Genomic DNA, 17,094 nt, shown 5'->3' on the forward strand with positions numbered 1-17,094 from the left:
GTGCGAGCGGTGCGAGCGGTGCGAGCGGTGCGAGCGGTGCGAGCGGTGCGAGCGGTGCGAGCGGTGCGAGCGGTGCGAGCGGTGCGAGCGGTGCGAGCGGTGCGAAGTGACTTGATCACGTCGCCATGGACAGCCGCCGCGGGCGGCCGCGGGGCCTCACCGGGTACGCCGCCTCACGCGGTAGGACGGCCCGGTTCGCCGGAGAAACGATTCGGCCGGATCGGGCAGCCGAATGGCCCATGTGACACACCCTCACCCACCTAAACCGTGTTATTTCGCACCTAATCCCCCATTTCTCATATGGTGGATACTTCGCCGACGGAGGAGAGCCCATGCCCGGTCCGCTCGCACGGCGCTCCGCCGTGCTGTCCGCATGCGTGGCCGTGGCCGCCGCTCTCACGTCCCTGGCCGTGACCGCTCCGCCCGCCGCCACCGCGGCGCCGGGACACGAATCCCCGCCGGGACACCACCACACCGACGCAGGCACCGACCGGGTCGAAGGGGACGCCGACGAAGCCGCCGTACTCGGCGAGGAGCACGCCCGCGCGCACGCACAGCGGCGGATCGCGGTCAAGGGCCCCAAGGAGTACCCGCAGTCGAAGCGGACCGAGAGCCTGGCCTCCCTCAAGGCCTCGCAGCAGCAGACCAACAGCGGCTTCTCCGCAGCGCAGTCCGGCCGGTTCACGGAGTTCTTCCCGTCCCCCGACTTCGGCGTCCACACCGCCCTGCTGCCCACTGGCAAGGTGCTGCTCTTCTCCTTCGAGCGCGTGGAGGTCAACCCCACCAAGGAGACGGGGCCCACCGACAGGATCGGCCGGACGAACGCGGGCCGCGCGTTCCTGTGGGACCCGGCCCGGGGCACCGGGGCGCGGGCGTTCAAGAAGGTGGAGCCCCCGACCGTCCTGATGCCCGACGGTACGTACGCACCGCGCCCGGCGCCGTTCTTCTGCGCGGGGCACGCCTTCCTGCCCAACGGCATGGTCGGGGTCTTCGGCGGCAACACCGGCGGCAAGGGCGGCAGCGGAGCCAAGCTGTCCTTCGTCTTCGACCCGTGGACCGAGACCTGGTTCCGCAACCAGGACATGTCCGTCGGCCGCTGGTACCCCTCCGTCGTGACGGGGGCGGACGGGCGGCAGATCATCATGTCCGGCCAGTCCGAACGGGGTACGGGCACGCCCACCCCGGTCGTGGAGCGCTTCCCCGCGCTGCGCCATCCCGTGCCCTGGCGGACGTACGACATCCCGGTCGACCTGACCTCCGAGCGGCTCCGGGCCGACGCCCCGTTCCGCAACGACTATCCGCACCTGTTCTCGCTGCGCGACGGCATGATCTACGGCCTCGGCCGGGACGCCGATCAGCAGTGGCTGTTCGACCCGGTCAAGGAGACCCGGACCGATCTGCCCCGGCGGCCGGCCGACTTCCGCGGCTACGGCTCGGCCGTGCCGCTGCCGGCCGGGTTCCGCGGCCCCGACTCCGTGCTGGTACTCGGCGGCGATCCGCACGACCCGAACACCTACCGGCTGTCCGGCGGCCGGTGGACCACCGAGCAGCCGCGGGCCTTCGGCCGCACCCAGGACGACACGCTGATCCTGCCGGACGGGACGCTGCTGACGGTCAACGGCGCCCTGGACACCCGGGATTACGGGCACGGGCCGTTCAATCCGCAGGCCGATCTCTCGTACCGGCAGATCGAACTGCGCGATGCACAGGGCCGCTGGCGGCTCGGACCGGCGCAGCGGCTCCCCCGCGGGTACCACTCCAACGCCCTGGTGCTGCCGGACGGCCGGATGATGGTCACCGGCGACGAGCTCCAGCAGATCGCCAACGACCCCGACATCGGGGACGAGATGGACGGCAGCATCGAGCTCTACGAACCCGCGTACCTGCACCGGGGCAGCCGGCCGGCCCTCGACCGGGCGCCGGGGGGCGAGCTGGGCTACGGGGCGGGCTTCGAGGTGCGCAGTTCCACGGCGGCCCGGGTCACCCGGGCCGTGCTCCTGGCGCCGACCACCGTCACCCATGCGGTGAACACCAGCCAGCGCCACCTGGAACTCCCGGTCACCGGCGTACGCGGTACGGCGATCGGGCTGCGGACACCGCCGAGCGCGGCCGACGCCCCGCCCGGGTACTACATGCTGTTCCTGCTCGACGGGAAAGGGGTCCCGAGCGCGGCGAAGTGGGTCAAGCTCGGCGGCCGCCGGTGACGTGCCGGTCCCCCGCTCGGCGGGTCAGGGCGCGGGCGGCGGCTCGACCCGGGCCAGCCAGGCGGTGAGGAGCGCCTCCAACTGCGCGGCCTCCTGCGGGGTCAGACCCGCGAGCAGGCTCCGCTCGTTCTCCATGTGCTCGGTGAACGCCCGGTCGATCAGCTCGCGCCCCGCCGGGGTGAGCGCGACCACGCGCCCACGGCCGTCGGCGGCCGAACGGCGGCGCGCGACGAGGCCGTCCCGTTCGAGCCGGTCGATCCGCTTGGTCATCGCGCCCGTCGTCACCATGGTGTGCGCGGCCAGTTCGCCGGGCGCCCGCTCGTACGGTTCGCCCGCGCGGCGCAGGGCGGCGAGTACGTCGAACTCCCCCTCGCTCAGGCCGTAGCGGCGGTAGACGAGGCAGAGGCGGTCCGTCAGCAGCAGCCCGAGCCGGTGCAGCCGCCCGATCACGCCCTGCGGGGCGACGTCCACGTCGGGGCGTTCGCGAGCCCACTCGGCCTGGATGCGGGCGACGTGGTCGGCGGGCGCTCCCGCTTGCGTTTCATACGGTTCCTGCTTCACCCCACCAGTATAGCTTCCACGGAAGGTATTATATCTTCCATGGAAGCTAATCTACGGTGGTCGCTGGTCACGGCGATCGCACCGATCGCGTGGGGCACGAACTACTACGTCACCCGGGAGTTCCTGCCCGCCGACCACCCGCTGTACGGAGCGGCCTTCCGGGCACTGCCCGCCGGGCTGCTCCTCCTGGCCATCCGCCGGAAGCTGCCCGCCGGATCCTGGTGGTGGAAGTCCCTGCTGCTCGGCTTCCTCAACATGGGCGGGTTCTTCGCGCTCGTCTACGTCTCCGCGCAGCGGCTGCCGACGAGCGCGGCCTCGACCGTCATGGCGACCGCGCCACTGGTGATGATGCTGTTCGCCTGGGCACTGATCGCCGAACGGCCGGGCCCGCGCCAGCTGGCCGGCGCCGGACTCGGCGTGGCCGGGGTGTCTCTGATGCTGCTCACCGGGACGGTGCCGATGGACACCCTCGGCGTGCTGGCTTCCGTGGCCGCCATGGCGATGTCCTCGCTCGGCTACATCCTCGCCAAGCGGTGGAGCACGGAGGTCGAGGTGCTCGCGTCGACGGCATGGCAGTTGCTGGGCGGCGGAATTCTGCTGCTGCCGTTCGCCGCCGCCGTGGAGGGTTCTCCGCCGGCCCTCGACGGTCCCGCGCTGCTCGGATTCGCCTATGTCACGGTCGTCGCAACGGCACTGGCCTTCGCGGCCTGGTTCGCGGGCCTGCGGCGACTGCCGGCCGCGACGGTCGGCCTGCTGGGGCTGCTGAATCCCGTCACGGGCGTCCTGTTGGGCACGGCGATCGCCGGGGAGACGCTCACCCTCCAGCAGACCTGCGGGCTCCTGCTGACCCTGACGGGCATCCTCCTCGGGCGGAGGGGAGGATTCCTCACCGCTCGTGACGAGGGGAATTCGGCAGGTAGCAATTAGGTGAATCCCTGACTGAATTACCGTCAACAAGGGTTCACCATATATCTCGATTTGATAACGACATCCCCGAAAAGGCCTGGACCATTAACGGCCTACGCGTGTAACTGGGCCAATTTTTAAGTGACTTGACGGTTCATCAAATCCAACCAGCAGGTAACAGTCTGATATCTCGAGGGCCATTCCCGTTTGTCCGAATTCTCCACCGCGCCGGTCTGGCAGGCTTCCGCGAACCCACTCCTCCGACCAAGGATTTGAGGTGCGCATGACTAGACATCGCAGGAAGCAGCGCGAACACCGACGCAAACCGCGCCGGTTGATACTCCTCACCGCCGCCATGGCCACGGCGGCGGTGATTGCGGGGGGCCTGGCCTACTCCGGGCTCGGGGACAACGCCCAGGCGGGGACGTCCGCAGAGGCCGAAGCGGCCGCGGACACCTTCGTGCAGGCCGCCGCACCGGCCCATGACGCGGAGCCGGCGCCCATCGTGGGCGAGCCCGCCAACGAGACCGCCAAGGGCATGGTCTTCGACGGCCTCAAGGCTGCGCCGAAGGGCGACCGTTGCGTCGGCGTCTACCGCACGGAGGCCGGGCTCTGCACGCACGGCCCTGACGCCCCGCCCAAGGACGTCGACATCAAGGCCGACATCGCCCCCGTCGTCAAGACGACTGCCCCGGCGGCCGACCCGGCGAAGCCCGAGGCCGGCGAAGCGGCCGCAGCCGAAGGCAGCGGGCGTCCTCAGGACGCGCCCGCCGCCGACGCCCAGTCCGCCAAGGCCGCCCCTTCCGCGGCGCCCAAGCCCGCTGCGTCCGGCAGCAGCCAGGCGGTCGCCGCCGGCCCCGCCGGCCAGACCGTCCAGTGCGACGGTGACGGCAGCACCGGAAACCGCGTCCAGGTCGTGTACGTCCACGGCTCCGACCGCGACCGGTACTCCGAGTACGTCGCCTCGTTCCACAAGTGGGCGGCCGACGCCGACCTCATCTACTCGACGAGCGCCCAGGAGACCGGCGGCATCCGCCACATCCGCTTCGTCACGGCCGCGGACTGCACGCCGACGGTGCTCAACATCGAGCTTTCGGCCTCCGAGCTCTCCGAGTTCAGCGCGACCAACAACGCGCTCGCCGGCAAGGGCCTCAACCGCCGCGACCGCAAGTACATGATCTTCGCGGACACCCAGGTCTACTGCGGCATCGGCACCTTCGCGGGTGACGAGCGGCCCGGCCAGGACAACCAGAGCAACTTCGGCCCCTCCTACGGCCGTACGGACTCCGGCTGCTGGGGCGGCCACACCGCGGCGCACGAACTCGGCCACAACCTCGGCGCGGTCAACAACAGCGCCCCCAACACCAGCCGCGGCGCGCACTGCACGGACGAGTACGACGTCATGTGCTACTCGGACACCCCGTACTACCCGCAGATGCGCATCATGTGCTCCAACCAGGCGGCCGAGAACATCCTGGACTGCAACCACGACGACTACTTCCACACCAATCCCAAGCCGGGCAGCTACCTGGCCACGCACTGGAACATCGCCAACAACCAGTTCCTGATGCGCGCCAACGGCAGCGACGGCACGGACCCCGGTCCGAACCCCAAGCCCACCCCCACGGCGAAGCCCACCCCGACCCCGACGAAGCAGCCCACCGGCGGCCCGAAGGTGACGGCCGGGCAGATCCAGTCGAACTCCGTCGTGGTGAGCTGGCCGAAGGTCGACGGCGCCGCCTGGTACCAGGTCCTGCTGAACGGCAAGCACCTGACCTGGGTCCAGTCCCAGGCACTGCGCATCTACAACCTCCAGCCCGGCACGGAGTACAAGGTCGCCGTCTCGGTCCGCGACGGCTCCGGCCGTGACAGCGGAGCCGGCACGGCCACGACCTTCCGTACGACCGGCGCGGGCGGCGGGACCACCACCCCCGGCACCCGCTATACGCTCGGCAACGGCAGCACCGGCATGGCCGCCGAGCTGTGGGGCGGCCGCAGCGCCGACGGCACGGTGCTCGTCGGAGGCCGCGCCAACGGCTACGCCCCGCAGCAGTGGCTCTTCGAGGACGCGGGCGGCGGGCTCGTCCGCATCAAGTCCGCCGTCTCCGGCAAGTGCCTGCAGACGGGCGGCGCCCCTGCCGCCGGCATGTGGATCGCGCAGCAGCCCTGCGGCGGCAGCTCCGCGCAGCAGTGGAAGTTGTCCGCCCGCGGCGGCGGTGTGACCGTCACGGACTCCAGCGGCGGCTACGCCCTGACCGTGAGCAACCGCCCGTACTACGGCGACTGGCTGCTCGACCTCCAGCGCGCGGACGGCCGCGCGGCCCAGGTGTGGACGGTCCAGAAGGTCGGCTGACCTTCCGGAGACCGAACCGCCTTCCGCCGGTGGACGGCCGCCCTGCGCGGCCGTCCACCGGCGCCCCTCATCTCCCGCACCACAGCTCATCGCATCCCACCGCACCAGGAGCACCCAACGATGCGTACACGCCACGCTTTCCCGGTCCGCACCGGACTCGGCTTCCTGTTCCTGTTCCTCGCCCAGGCCCTGGCCGTGCCCACCGCCGCCCACGCTCACGGCGACACCGTCAAGGTCGTGGTCACGGGGCAGCGGGAAGGCCACGTCACCACAGAGATCACCTGGGAGAACGACGGGGACGCCATCGAGGAGGCGGTCGCCGCCACGGTGAACTCGACCAGCCCCGACGGCTCCCGCTCCATGGGGCCCTGGCGGCTGGTCCGCGACGCCGGCACGCGCACCGGCTGGAGCACGGCCGAGGTACTGCCGCCGGGCACCTGGAAGGTCAGCGTCGACGTGGGGTTCCCGTCCCTCGGGCACGGGGAGAAGGAGATCGCCGTACCGGTGGTCGACCCGGCTCCGTCCGCTGCCACACCGAGCGCAGCCGCGCCGTCCGCCGCGTCCGCCGCGCCGGTGTCGTCCGCGTCGCCGGCCCCCGCGCAGGCGCAAGGCCCGTCGCCCGCGAGCGGCCCGTCCGCGGCCCCGGCCGGCGAAGACGAGGACCGGACCGTGTGGTGGACCACGGCGGGTGTGGTCGTGATCGCCCTGGCCGGCGCCGCCGCCGGTGTGCTGCTGCGCCGCGCCCGAGCCCGCAGGCGCTGACGCCGGCACCGGACTGACGGGAGCACGGCGGCCGGTGGCCGGCCCGCGGTTGGCCGAAGCCGTCGGTACGACCTGACAGCCAAACGGGTCGGCGTTGACAGTGGAATTCGCCGTGCCGTTCATTCGGTACATGGACATCACCACCGCCGCCGTGCGCTCCACCACCCGCGTCGTCCGCCCCTTCCACACCTTCGAGGGCGAGGGCTTTCCGGTCCGCCGCCCGTTCCCGCAGCCCGAACTGCCGCTGCTCGACCCGTTCCTGATGGTCGACCAGGTCGGCCCGCACGTGCTCGGCCCGGGTGAGGCCAAGGGCGCGCCGCCGCACCCCCACCGCGGATTCGAGACCATCCAGTACGTCATCGACGGCGCGATGGAGGACATCGACTCCGAGGGGCACAAGCGCGTCATGAACCCCGGCGAGGTGCAGTGGCTGACCGCCGGGTCGGGGCTCGTCCACCTCGCCCGTCCCACCCCCGGACTGCTCGCCGACGGCGGCCCGCAGCACCTGCTCCAGATCTGGGTGAACCTCCCGGCCCGGCTCAAGGCGACGCCGCCGCGCGTCCAGTACGGCTCCGCCCCCGGCGACATCCCCACGGTCGCCACCGAGGACGGCGGCGCCGAGCTCACCGTGATCACGGGCAGCACCCACGGCGTGACCGGACCGTTCGAGACCCACACCCCGGTGCTCGTCGTGCATGCCCGCCTCAGGGCGGGCGGCCGCGCCGAGTTCACCGTCCCGGCCGGGCACAACGCCATGCTGTACGTGCTGTCCGGGGCCGCCGCCACCCCCGACGCCCAGCTCCCCGACGGCCACCTCGCGATCCTCGGCCGGGATGCGGAGCGGTTCACGGTCGAGGCCCCCGGCGATGCGGCCGAGGTGCTGGTCCTGGCCGGCGAGCCGATCGGCGAGCCCGTGGCCCGCAGCGGTCCGTTCGTCATGAACACCGCCGCCGAGATCCGTCAGGCGCAGCTCGACTACCAGCGCGGCCTGATGGGACACATCGACATCTGAGACAGGGCCGCCCCCGACGGGGGCGGCCCCGCCGGGTTCAACGGCTAACGGCACTGGCCGAAGCGGACGTCGGCCGCGGACGTCGCCGCGAAGCTGCTGCCCCCGCCGGCCGGCGCCGTGCAAGGTGCCGGGGTTCCCGCCGCCGGAGCCGCCCGCGCCGCCGAAGTAGCCGCCGCCACCACCACCGGCGGCGCCCGGACCGCCCTGGGCGGAGTTGGGGCTGCCGGCGCCGTGGGCGCTCTGGGTGCCGCCGCCGGCGACACCCGAGCCGACGGGGCCGCCGCCCTGGCCGCCGCCTTCCGCCTCGAGGCCGCCGCCGCTGCCGCCGTGCAGCAGGGGGCCGCCGTTGCCCGCGCCTCCGGCGAAGTTCCTTGCCCCGCCCCGCGGCGGGGGCGGTCGGGGCAGACCGCCATGTGACTTTCCAGTAGCCCGGGGCGTGCGGCGGCGGTCCGCGGCACGGCGGACGACTCCCGCAGGTCACGGCCGCGCGGCCGGCCCGGCGACCGCTAAGCGGAACGCCCTGGGCGGGAGACCGGCCGGGCCGGAACGGCGCCTGCCCTCGCGGTGTCCGGCCACGGCCGCCGAGGGGCGCGAAGGCGCACGACGTCGGCTCGCCCGTCGGTATTCACGCCGGGCGCAGGCGCCCCCGCCGCCCGTGGAAATCCCGGTGCGCCGGCCGGTGCCTGCTGTCTAGGCTGCCGGGATGAGCACTCGCACCTTCCGGATCACCGTCCGCGGCTCCTTCGACGCCCTCACCGCCGATCAGCACGCCGAGCTGCTCGCCGCCGCGCCGGAGCACGACGTCCTGCACGCGGTGTACACCGCCGGGGGCCACCTCGCGTACGACCTGGCCTTCGGCCCGTTCTTCACCTTCCGCTTCCTCGACTCGGGCGAGGCCGAGGAGGACATCCTCGACGCGACGGCCCGCGCCGAGCTGGCGGCCGAGAGCTGGCTGACCGAGCGCGGCTACGGTTTCAAGCGCCTCACCTCCCGGGCCCAGGACCTCTCGCTGGCCCCGTTGAGCAAGCGCCAGCGCCAGGCGGCCGCCCGCGGCAACGCCTGACGCACGGCACCCGAGGACCGTCAGGGGAGGTTCTTCTCCAGTGCGCCGACGTAGCGGACGATCGAGTGGTCCCTGACCCCGTCGCTCGCGGGGGCGAACAGGTCCGCCGTCAGCCCCTTCGCCCGGTCGCCCAGCGACTGCAGCATCGGCATCGCCTCGCGCAGCCTGCCGTCCGCATCGATGTAGCGCAGGGCGTCGACGTGGTGGAACACCGGCTCCGGCGGGAGCTGCGGCACGATGTCGTTGTTGTTGACGAAGCGGTACATGCGCTTGGCGAACGCGGTGTTGTAGGCCTTCGCCAGCATCCGGTCGCAGGTGCGGGGCTGGCCGTACGTGTAGACACCGTCGGCGCGCAGCCGCGGGTCCTCCAGGTGGAGGCGGGCTCCGGTGAGCATGGCCAGCGCGCCGCCGAGGCTGTGGCCGCTGAGGAAAACGGTCTGGCCGCGGTCCCGGAGTTCGGTGATCCCCTTCGCGATCTCGGGGAAGACGGACTGCAGGGCCTCGGCGAAGCCGTAGTGGACGTACCCCGTCCCGGCCGGTCCCGGCCACGGCGGCGTGGTGACGTCGGAGAGCCAGTCCTTCAGCTGCACGGGTTCGGTACCGCGGAACGCGACGACGATCATGTGGTCACCGGCCATCGTGTAGGCCTGGGTGTCCTCGAGCGGGAAGGGCGGGGTGAACCGGGTGCGGTGGTGGCGCACCTGGTCGAAGCCCCACGCGCGCGCCTCGGCGTCGATACGGGCCTCGTCCTGGTAGGCCAGCGCCGCCGCCCGCGCCATCCAGTAGGCGAGCTGCGGGCTGTAGTCGCGGGCTTGGTGATCGAACGTGGTCGGAGCCGGCACTGTTCTCCCCTTTCACGCAGCGGCCGACGGCGCTGTGCCGGTCAACCGGGACTCCGTCGTACCGCCTACGCCCGCGCCCGGCGGCCTGACGCGCGCGGGGTTCGCCCGAACGGCGGGCCCGGCACCTGCCGGGCCCTCGGGTGTCGGATGCGTACGTGGCCTCCGTGGTGGAGCGCGGCCACGGGGCGACGGCGCGGGCGGGGGCGGCGATGGGAGATCTGGTGGCGGACCTGAACCTCGTACCGGAGCTGGTGAAGATCGACTGCCCGGTGCTGGTCGTCCACGGCTCGGACGACGCGTCCGCTCCGCTGGAGCTGACCGGCCGCCGCGCGGCCGAGCTGATCCCGGGCGCGCGACTGCACGTGTACGCGTACGCCGGCCACGGGCTGTTCGCGACCCGCGCGGGCCGCCTCAACGGGGACCTGCACGCCTTCGCCCGGGCCTGAGGCAGCCGCCGCGTCCTGCGAGAATCGCCTTTCGACACGATCTCGGGGGACGGCACCGCATGCACGGGGTGGGGAACAAGAAGCGGTTCCGGCGCGCGGCAGGGGTCGTCATCGGCACCGCCGCACTGCTGGCGGGCGCGGCCGGATGCAGCGGCCCGGGGAAGGCGGCCGGGGGCGCCGCGGCCGGTGCTCCGACCGGCAGCGCCGTGGCGAGCCCGGGCGGTACGCCGGGGCCGGGCGCGGAGCGGCTGAAGGAGCTCGCCGTCGCGACCGGCGAGAAGTTCGGCCCGTACGAGGTCGGTGAGCCGCTGCTCGACGAGCCGATGAGCGAGCTCTACGAGGCCCGGCCGGTGGCCTGCCAGCCGCTGACCAGTCTCGGCAAGGCCGGCCACACGGCTCAGGCCTACGCGAAGGTGAGCGGCCCGGGGCAGTTCCAGGGGTGGGTGGGCACCGAGATCCTGCTGCGCTCGTACCGGGACGCCGGCGCCGCGGCCGCCGCGGTGAAGTCGCTGGCGGAGGCGGGCGGCCGGTGCGCCGGCGGCTACACGGAGGACCGTGCGCTCGCCGAGGCGAAGGTCGTCAGGGTGGAGCCGGTCCGGGCTCCGGTGCTGGGCGACGAGGCGCGCGCGTACCGCATCGTGACGCAGGACGTGAAGGACCCGGGCATCTCGCTGTACAAGTACCTCACGCTGGTCCGCTCCGGGTCCGTGACGCTCGCCTTCCGGTCCGACGTCATCGACACGAAGGACTTCGGCGGGGTGCCGCAGGAGATCGTCACGGGCCAGTGGGAGAAGTTCGCCAAGGGCTCCTCGGCGCCGCCTTCGTAGCGGGTCACTCCTCGCGTGCTGGTCCAGGGCTCGCCGCACCACTGGGCGGCGGCCTCCGCTGTCCACGAACCGGACCGCACGCACGCGAGGGGACGGCATCCGCGAGCGGTGCCGTCCCCTCGAAGGGCCGGTCAGACGGTTTCGGCCGGCTCCGGCTCCGGCTCCGTCACCTTCGCGGCGGCGGGCGTGCTCACCTCGACGGTGCGCGGTCCGTGCGCTCCGCGCAGGCCGATCCAGCTGATGACCGCGACCAGGGCGAAGGCGACGGCCCCGATCCAGAAGGTGAGGGTGAAGCCGGACTCGGCGGGCAGGGCCGGGACGCCGGCGGGCAGGTGCTCGATGGTCTTCGAGGCCAGGATCGTGGTGACGATGGCGCTGCCGATCGCGCTGCCGGTGGAGCGGGAGATCGAGTTGATGCCGTTGGCGATGCCGCTCTGGTGGTGCGGGACGCTCGCCATGATGACGGCGGGCATGGCCGCGTAGCCGAAGCTGACGGCCGCGCCGACGACCAGGCCGGCGCCGATCACCGAGAAGCTGTGCTGGTGGTCGAGCGCGAGCCAGCCGAAGCCCACGGCGCCGAGTACGGCGGCCAGGCCGAGGGCCACGCGCGGGCCGCGGTGGCGGACCAGCTGGCCGCCGACGGGCGAGGCGAGCAGCGAGACGATCGCGCCGGGCAGCAGGAACTGCACGGAGGCACGCAGGATGGACGCGTCGAACCCGTAGCCGGTGAGCTTCTCCGGCATCTGGACGAGGTACGAGACGCCCAGGAAGTTCGCGAACATGCCGAAGCCGACGAGGATGCCGGCCAGGTTGGCCATGAGCACCGGGCGGTGGACGAACATCCGCATGTCCACGAGCGGCTCGCTGACCTTGAGCTCGGTGAAGACCCACACGGCGGTCATGACGGCGGCGCCGGCGAAGCTGCCCAGCGTACGGCCGGAGGTCCAGCCCCACTCGTGGCCCTGCGAGATGGGCAGCAGGAGCAGCAGGAGGGTGATGCCGAGGGTCAGCGCGCCGAGGAAGTCGGTGCGGCCGCCGGTCTTGTGCCGGGTCGCGGGGACCAGGAAGGCGACGGCGAGCAGGGCGAGGGTCGCGAAGCCGGTCGCCATCCAGAACGCGTTGCGGTAGTCGGCGTCGGAGCCGGAGGTGAGCAGGCCGGTGGCGACGAGCGCCAGGCCGCTGCCGAAGGCGAGGGTGCCGCTGACCAGGGCCATCGCCCCGGGGAGCTTCTGCGGGCGGACTTCCTCGCGCAGCACCGAGAGGGCGAGCGGGAAGATCGCGGTGGCGGCGCCCTGGAGGACGCGGCCCAGGATCAGCAGCGGAAGCGAGGTCGCGACGGCGGCGATGACGGAACCGACGACCATGACGCCGAGGACGGCCACCAGCGTGGGCTTCTTGCCATGCTGGTCGCCGAAGCGGCCGAGCAGCGGGGTGAAGACGGCGGCGGACAGCAGCGTGGCGGTGGTCACCCAGCTCACGTTGGCGGTCGAGGTGCCCAGGTCGGTGCGGATGAGGCCCAGGATCGGGACCGGCAGGGTCTGCATCATCGACACGACCATGGCGGCAAGGCTCAGGGCGAAGACGATGACCGTCTCGTTCCTGGTCTTGGCCTCGGCGGGGGTGGGGGCGGCGGTGCTCATGTCTGGCAGGACCTTCTTAAGTGCTTCAGATCGCAGATGTTTGATGTCGTCAAGTAACTCCGTAGACGGTAGACGTCAATAGTTAAAGTGGTCAAGTAAACAATTGATAATGTCAACCAACCTGAGTACGCTCGAGGCATGAGCGCCACCACCCCCCACGCCCCCACCAAGCTCCAGCTCCTGGAACTGCTCGCCGCCATCGGAACCGCCCAGTGGCGTGATTTCGCGGCCGCGGCGGCCCACTACGGGCTCACCTCCACGCAGGCCCGCGTCCTCGCGCAGCTCAACGGCCCGCTGCCGATGCGCGGCCTCGCCACCCTCCTGGTGTGCGACGCATCGAACGTCACCGGCATCGTGGACCGCCTGGAGGCCCGTGAGCTGGTGCGCCGCGAGCCCGACCCCGCCGACCGCCGCGTCAAGAACGTGGTGGCGACGGACGCGGGCCGCGAGATCATCCGGCGGGTCCGCGAGGAGATGCAGGCCACGCACAACGCACTCGACACCCTCGACGCGACCGAGAGCGCGACGCTCTACGCCCTGCTGGAGCGGCTGCGCCCGGCCATGGAGAAGGACGCCTGACGGACGGGCGGCTCGCGCCGCCGCCCGGTTCCGGCCGTCAGACCTCGCGCAGCGCCGCGGCCGCCCGCTCGGGGGTGATGTCGTTGATGAACTGGCCCATTCCGGACTCGGTTCCGGCCAGGTACTTGAGCTTGTCGGCGGCCCGCCGGGTGGTGAACAGCTCCAGGTGGAGTGCGTACAGGTCCCGGCCGGTCCGTACGGGGGCCTGGTGCCAGGCCGAGATGTACGGGGCCGGGGTGGGGAAGAGCCGGTCGAAGCGGCCCAGCAGATCCAGGTGGAGGCCGGCCAGCTCGGCCTGCTCGGCCTCGGTCAGGGCGGGCAGGTCGGGGACGCGCCGGTTCGGGTAGAGGTGCACCTCGTACGGCCAGCGCGCGGCCTCCGGTACGAAGGCGCTCCAGTGCTCCCCCGCGGCCACGACCCGGCGGCCGTCGGCCAGCGCCTCGTCGCGGACCTCGTCGAAGAGGTTGCGCCCGGTGGCCTCGTGGTGGCGGGAGACGGTGTCCAGCATGCGCCGGGTGCGCGGGGTGAGGACGGGCAGCGCGTAGACCTGGCCGTGCGGGTGGGCGAGCGTGACACCGATCTCGGGGCCGCGGTTCTCGAAGCAGTAGACCTGTTCCACGCCGGGGAGCCCGGCGAGTTCGGCGGTGCGGTCGGCCAGGGCCGCGAGGACCGTGCGGACCTGCGCCGGGCCGAGGTCGGCGTACGAGGCCTCGTGGTCGGGGCTGAAGCAGACGACCTCGCAGCGGCCGCCGCCCGGTCCGGACAGGGCGGGGAAGCGGTTCTCGAAGACGGCGACCTGGTAGTCGGGGGCCGGTATCTCGGTGGGGCGGCCCGGGGCCGACGGGCAGAGCGGGCACTGGTCCGCGGGCGGCAGATGGGTGCGGCCCTGGCGGTGCGAGGCGATCACCACCCACTCGTCGAGGAGCCGGTCGTGGCGCCGCTCGGCGGACATCGCGGTGGGCGGCAGGCCGCGGGAGTCGGCGTGGTCGCGCAGGGGTTCTGCGGCGGCGGCCTCGGCGTCGTAGTAGATCAGCGCCCGCCCGTCGGACAGGGTCGTACGGGTCTTCCTCACCACGGGCGCTCCTGCGCCGGAGCGGCGGCCAGCAGTACTTCGCCGACCCGCTCGGTGACCGAGGTGGCCTCCTCCTGCGGAACGGAGTCGGTGACCAGTACGTCGACCTCCTCGAGAGCCGCGAAGGTGGTGAGCCCCACGGTCGACCACTTGGTGCGGTCGGCGAGGAGCGCGGTACGCCGCGCGGAGCGGAGGAAGGCCCGGTTGGTCTCCGCTTCGGCGAGGTTGGGTGTGGTCAGCCCGGTGGTGGCGCCCAGGCCGTGGCAGCCGAGGAAGAGCAGATCGACGTGCAGGGACCGGATGGCCTGGTCGGCGATGGGCCCGACGAGGGCGTCCGACGGGGTCCGGATGCCGCCGGTGAGGATCACGGTGGCGGTGCTCCCGGCGCTGCCGGTCCGGCGGGCGGCCTCGAAGACCTCGGCCGTGCGGACCGAGTTGGTGACCACCGTCAGCTCGGCGACCTCGGTGAGCTCCCGGGCCAGCGCGTGCGTCGTGGTCCCGGCGGACAGGGCGATGGCCGAGCCCGGCGCCACGAGGGCGGCCGCCGCCTTGGCGATGGCGTGCTTCGCCGCAGTCTCCCACTCCGACTTGGCCTCGAACCCGGGCTCGTGGCTGCTGGCTTCGTCGCCGGGCACCGCGCCGCCGTGCACCTTGCGCAGCAGGCCCTCGCGGGCGAGGGCGTCCAGGTCGCGGCGGACGGTCATGTCGGAGACGTTCAGGGAGCGGGTCAGCTCGTTCACACGCACCCCGCCGCGCCGGCGGACCTCTTCGAGGATGAGGGCGCGGCGCTGATGGGCCAGCAGACTGCCGGGATCGGCCATGCGGCGGTTCCTCTCCTGGGGTACCCGTGTCCCCGGTCAGCAGAAGCATCCTGACGGAACGAACAGAAGTCAACAGACCTCAACAAAGGCGCAGCTGGGGGCGGGTGCCCGCTGAAACGACGGCGGATCGACGCAGTCCACTGTCTTGACATGTCCCTGCGGCTGCCGTGTGATGTGGGCCTTCCCGTTGAAGTCCGTTCGTTCCTGAGGACTTCTGCGGGAACCGACGCACCGTCAGGGCGCATTTCCGCACACGCTCTCCCGGATTCTCCGGGCCCCACTCCCCCCAGGAGCCGTCTGTGCACACGTTACGAAGCGCCGTCGCCCGCCGCCTGACCGCGGTGCTCGCGGCCCTGCCCCTGCTGGCCCCGGCGGCGGGGGCCGCCGCGCTGGCCGGTACGGCCGTGGTCGCGGGCGCCTCCCCCGCCGCGGCCGTGGCCGACGGCCAGGCGCTGACCCCGCCCATGGGGTTCAACAACTGGAACTCCACCCACTGCAGGGCCGAGTTCAACGAGGCGATGGTCAAGGGCATCGCCGACCTGTTCGTCGCCAAGGGACTCAAGGCCGCCGGCTACCAGTACGTCAACCTCGACGACTGCTGGGCCCTGCCGAACCGCAACGCCTCGGGCGACCTCGTCGCCGACCCGGTCCGCTTCCCCGGCGGGATCAAGGCGCTCGCGGACTACGTGCACTCCAAGGGGCTGAAGTTCGGCATCTACACCAGCGCCGGAACAAAGACCTGCGACACCGCGGGCTTCCCCGGCGGCCTCGGCCACGAGCAGCAGGACGCCGACCTCTTCGCCTCCTTCGGCGTCGACTACCTCAAGTACGACAACTGCAACAACCAGGGCGTGGACGCGAAGAAGCGGTACACGGACATGGCCAACGCGCTGAAGAAGACCGGCCGTCCCATCGTCTTCTCGCTGTGCGAGTGGGGCCAGAACCAGCCGTGGACATGGGCGTCGAGCGTCGGCCATCTGTGGCGCACCACCGGGGACATCGGCGACAGCTGGTCCTCGATGATCGGGATCGCGCACAAGAACCAGTCGCTCGCGCCGTACGCGGGTCCCGGCCAGTGGAACGACCCGGACATGCTCGAGGTCGGCAACGGCGGGATGACCGCCACCGAGTACCGCACCCACTTCACCCTCTGGTCCATGATGGCGGCGCCGCTGCTGATCGGCAGCGACCTGCGCAAGGCGACGGCCGAGACCTTCGACATCCTCTCCAACCCCGATGTCATCGCCCTGGACCAGGACAGCCTCGGCAAGCAGGGCACCGTGGTCAGCGACTCGGGCGGCCTGGTGGTGATGGCCAAGGAGCTGGCGAACGGCGACCGGGCGGTGTCCCTGACCAACGAGACCGGTTCCACCGCCACGATCTCCGTCGGGACGGACGCCCTCGGCATCGGCAACCGTGCCCCCTACGCCCTCAAGGAGCTGTGGACCAAGGCCGCCTCGACCAACACCGGCGGCATCATCAGCGCTTCGGTCGCGCCGCACGCCACCGTCGTCTACCGGATCACCCCGGGGCCGGCGCCGCTTCCGCCCGCCGGTACGTCCCACCTGTCCGACCTGCCCTGGACCGGTGTGAGCAGCGGCTGGGGCCCGGTGGAGAAGGACCGGAGCAACGGCGAGAAGGCGGCCGGCGACGGCAGGACGCTGACCGTGGGCGGCGCCACGTACGCCAAGGGCCTGGGCGTCCATGCGCCCAGCACCGTGACCTACCACCTCGGCGGCAGGTGCACCGGCCTGACCGTGGACGTCGGCGTCGACGACGAGAGCGCCTTCACCGGGGCGGTCGCCTTCCAGATCTACCGGGACACCACCAAGGTCGCGGACAGCGGTGTCGTCACCACGGCGGACGCGGCCAGGAAGCTCACCGCCGACCTGACCGGCGGCCAGACGCTGAGGCTCGTCGTCACCGACGGCGGCAACGGCATCGACTACGACCACGCGGACTGGGCAGCGCCCCGGCTCACCTGCAACTGACCCGCTGACCTGGCG

16 protein-coding genes are annotated in these 17,094 nt (G+C 72.2%); 11 read left to right on the top strand and 5 right to left on the bottom strand.

Annotation, left to right across the window (positions count from 1 at the left end; genetic code table 11):
• Window positions 1–332: 332 nt before the first annotated feature.
• Window positions 333–2,204, top strand: coding sequence for a galactose oxidase-like domain-containing protein (locus AB0I68_RS10025; RefSeq protein ID WP_363176742.1), 1,872 nt, complete (start codon window positions 333–335; stop codon window positions 2,202–2,204).
• Window positions 2,205–2,228: 24 nt separating this feature from the next.
• Here the strand turns inward: AB0I68_RS10025 and AB0I68_RS10030 are convergent, their stop codons facing one another.
• Window positions 2,229–2,765 carry a MarR family transcriptional regulator gene (locus tag AB0I68_RS10030; RefSeq protein WP_363176743.1) on the bottom strand — a complete coding sequence of 179 codons (537 nt, stop codon included), beginning with the start codon at window positions 2,763–2,765 and terminating at the stop codon, window positions 2,229–2,231.
• 39 nt (window positions 2,766–2,804) lie between these two features.
• Between AB0I68_RS10030 and AB0I68_RS10035 the strand changes: the two genes are divergently transcribed.
• The 6 genes from AB0I68_RS10035 (at window position 2,805) to AB0I68_RS10060 (ending at window position 8,861) form a co-directional block, all read left to right on the top strand.
• On the top strand, window positions 2,805–3,692 hold the full coding sequence (locus AB0I68_RS10035) for an EamA family transporter (RefSeq protein WP_363176744.1): 888 nt from the start codon (window positions 2,805–2,807) through the stop codon (window positions 3,690–3,692).
• Window positions 3,693–3,954: 262 nt separating this feature from the next.
• Window positions 3,955–6,024 (top strand): RICIN domain-containing protein, encoded by a 2,070-nt coding sequence (locus AB0I68_RS10040; RefSeq protein WP_363176745.1) that lies wholly within the window; start codon window positions 3,955–3,957, stop codon window positions 6,022–6,024.
• Window positions 6,025–6,144: 120 nt separating this feature from the next.
• Window positions 6,145–6,786 carry a hypothetical protein gene (locus AB0I68_RS10045; RefSeq protein WP_363176746.1) on the top strand — a complete coding sequence of 214 codons (642 nt, stop codon included), beginning with the start codon at window positions 6,145–6,147 and terminating at the stop codon, window positions 6,784–6,786.
• 130 nt (window positions 6,787–6,916) lie between these two features.
• Window positions 6,917–7,798, top strand: a complete 882-nt coding sequence (locus AB0I68_RS10050; protein ID WP_363176747.1) for a pirin family protein — start codon at window positions 6,917–6,919, stop codon at window positions 7,796–7,798.
• Between the two features lie 117 nt (window positions 7,799–7,915).
• Window positions 7,916–8,215 (top strand): hypothetical protein, encoded by a 300-nt coding sequence (locus AB0I68_RS10055; RefSeq protein WP_363176748.1) that lies wholly within the window; start codon window positions 7,916–7,918, stop codon window positions 8,213–8,215.
• Between the two features lie 286 nt (window positions 8,216–8,501).
• Window positions 8,502–8,861, top strand: coding sequence for a DUF6204 family protein (locus AB0I68_RS10060; protein WP_363176749.1), 360 nt, complete (start codon window positions 8,502–8,504; stop codon window positions 8,859–8,861).
• 20 nt (window positions 8,862–8,881) lie between these two features.
• On the opposite strand, the gene AB0I68_RS10065 is transcribed toward AB0I68_RS10060, so the two are convergent.
• On the bottom strand, window positions 8,882–9,703 hold the full coding sequence (locus tag AB0I68_RS10065) for a lipase family protein (protein WP_363176750.1): 822 nt from the start codon (window positions 9,701–9,703) through the stop codon (window positions 8,882–8,884).
• A gap of 155 nt (window positions 9,704–9,858) precedes the next feature.
• Here AB0I68_RS10065 and AB0I68_RS10070 point away from each other — a divergent pair, with 155 nt between their 5' ends.
• Window positions 9,859–10,149, top strand: coding sequence for a hypothetical protein (locus tag AB0I68_RS10070; RefSeq protein WP_363176751.1), 291 nt, complete (start codon window positions 9,859–9,861; stop codon window positions 10,147–10,149).
• A gap of 59 nt (window positions 10,150–10,208) precedes the next feature.
• Window positions 10,209–10,976 (top strand): hypothetical protein, encoded by a 768-nt coding sequence (locus tag AB0I68_RS10075; protein ID WP_363176752.1) that lies wholly within the window; start codon window positions 10,209–10,211, stop codon window positions 10,974–10,976.
• Between the two features lie 131 nt (window positions 10,977–11,107).
• On the opposite strand, the gene AB0I68_RS10080 is transcribed toward AB0I68_RS10075, so the two are convergent.
• Window positions 11,108–12,616 (bottom strand): MFS transporter, encoded by a 1,509-nt coding sequence (locus tag AB0I68_RS10080; protein ID WP_363176753.1) that lies wholly within the window; start codon window positions 12,614–12,616, stop codon window positions 11,108–11,110.
• A 138-nt stretch (window positions 12,617–12,754) separates the two neighbouring features.
• Here AB0I68_RS10080 and AB0I68_RS10085 point away from each other — a divergent pair, with 138 nt between their 5' ends.
• Window positions 12,755–13,195 (top strand): MarR family transcriptional regulator, encoded by a 441-nt coding sequence (locus tag AB0I68_RS10085; RefSeq protein WP_363176754.1) that lies wholly within the window; start codon window positions 12,755–12,757, stop codon window positions 13,193–13,195.
• Between the two features lie 37 nt (window positions 13,196–13,232).
• On the opposite strand, the gene galT is transcribed toward AB0I68_RS10085, so the two are convergent.
• Window positions 13,233–14,267, bottom strand: a complete 1,035-nt coding sequence (gene galT / locus AB0I68_RS10090; protein ID WP_363176950.1) for a galactose-1-phosphate uridylyltransferase — start codon at window positions 14,265–14,267, stop codon at window positions 13,233–13,235.
• On the bottom strand, window positions 14,264–15,088 hold the full coding sequence (locus tag AB0I68_RS10095) for a DeoR/GlpR family DNA-binding transcription regulator (protein ID WP_363176755.1): 825 nt from the start codon (window positions 15,086–15,088) through the stop codon (window positions 14,264–14,266). Before AB0I68_RS10095 ends, galT begins: the two co-directional genes overlap by 4 nt.
• Window positions 15,089–15,552: 464 nt before the next feature.
• Here AB0I68_RS10095 and AB0I68_RS10100 point away from each other — a divergent pair, with 464 nt between their 5' ends.
• Window positions 15,553–17,079: an NPCBM/NEW2 domain-containing protein gene (locus AB0I68_RS10100; RefSeq protein WP_363176951.1), complete on the top strand. Its 1,527-nt coding sequence runs from the start codon at window positions 15,553–15,555 to the stop codon at window positions 17,077–17,079.
• The last annotated feature ends 15 nt before the right edge of the window (window positions 17,080–17,094 follow it).

This window comes from Streptomyces sp. NPDC050448 (assembly GCF_040655295.1).
GTDB lineage: Bacteria > Actinomycetota > Actinomycetes > Streptomycetales > Streptomycetaceae > Streptomyces.

What these genes read in the sequence shown, in the direction of transcription:
- AB0I68_RS10060 (WP_363176749.1), top strand. Translation starts at nt 8,502, where the DNA reads ATGAGCACTCGCACCTTCCGGATCACCGTCCGCGGCTCCTTCGACGCC.
- AB0I68_RS10080 (WP_363176753.1), bottom strand. Translation starts at nt 12,616, where the DNA reads ATGAGCACCGCCGCCCCCACCCCCGCCGAGGCCAAGACCAGGAACGAG.
- AB0I68_RS10085 (WP_363176754.1), top strand. Translation starts at nt 12,755, where the DNA reads ATGAGCGCCACCACCCCCCACGCCCCCACCAAGCTCCAGCTCCTGGAA.
- AB0I68_RS10100 (WP_363176951.1), top strand. Translation starts at nt 15,553, where the DNA reads ATGGGGTTCAACAACTGGAACTCCACCCACTGCAGGGCCGAGTTCAAC.
- AB0I68_RS10025 (WP_363176742.1), top strand. Translation starts at nt 333, where the DNA reads ATGCCCGGTCCGCTCGCACGGCGCTCCGCCGTGCTGTCCGCATGCGTG.
- AB0I68_RS10095 (WP_363176755.1), bottom strand. Translation starts at nt 15,088, where the DNA reads ATGGCCGATCCCGGCAGTCTGCTGGCCCATCAGCGCCGCGCCCTCATC.
- AB0I68_RS10045 (WP_363176746.1), top strand. Translation starts at nt 6,145, where the DNA reads ATGCGTACACGCCACGCTTTCCCGGTCCGCACCGGACTCGGCTTCCTG.
- AB0I68_RS10075 (WP_363176752.1), top strand. Translation starts at nt 10,209, where the DNA reads ATGCACGGGGTGGGGAACAAGAAGCGGTTCCGGCGCGCGGCAGGGGTC.
- AB0I68_RS10040 (WP_363176745.1), top strand. Translation starts at nt 3,955, where the DNA reads ATGACTAGACATCGCAGGAAGCAGCGCGAACACCGACGCAAACCGCGC.
- AB0I68_RS10050 (WP_363176747.1), top strand. Translation starts at nt 6,917, where the DNA reads ATGGACATCACCACCGCCGCCGTGCGCTCCACCACCCGCGTCGTCCGC.
- AB0I68_RS10035 (WP_363176744.1), top strand. Translation starts at nt 2,805, where the DNA reads ATGGAAGCTAATCTACGGTGGTCGCTGGTCACGGCGATCGCACCGATC.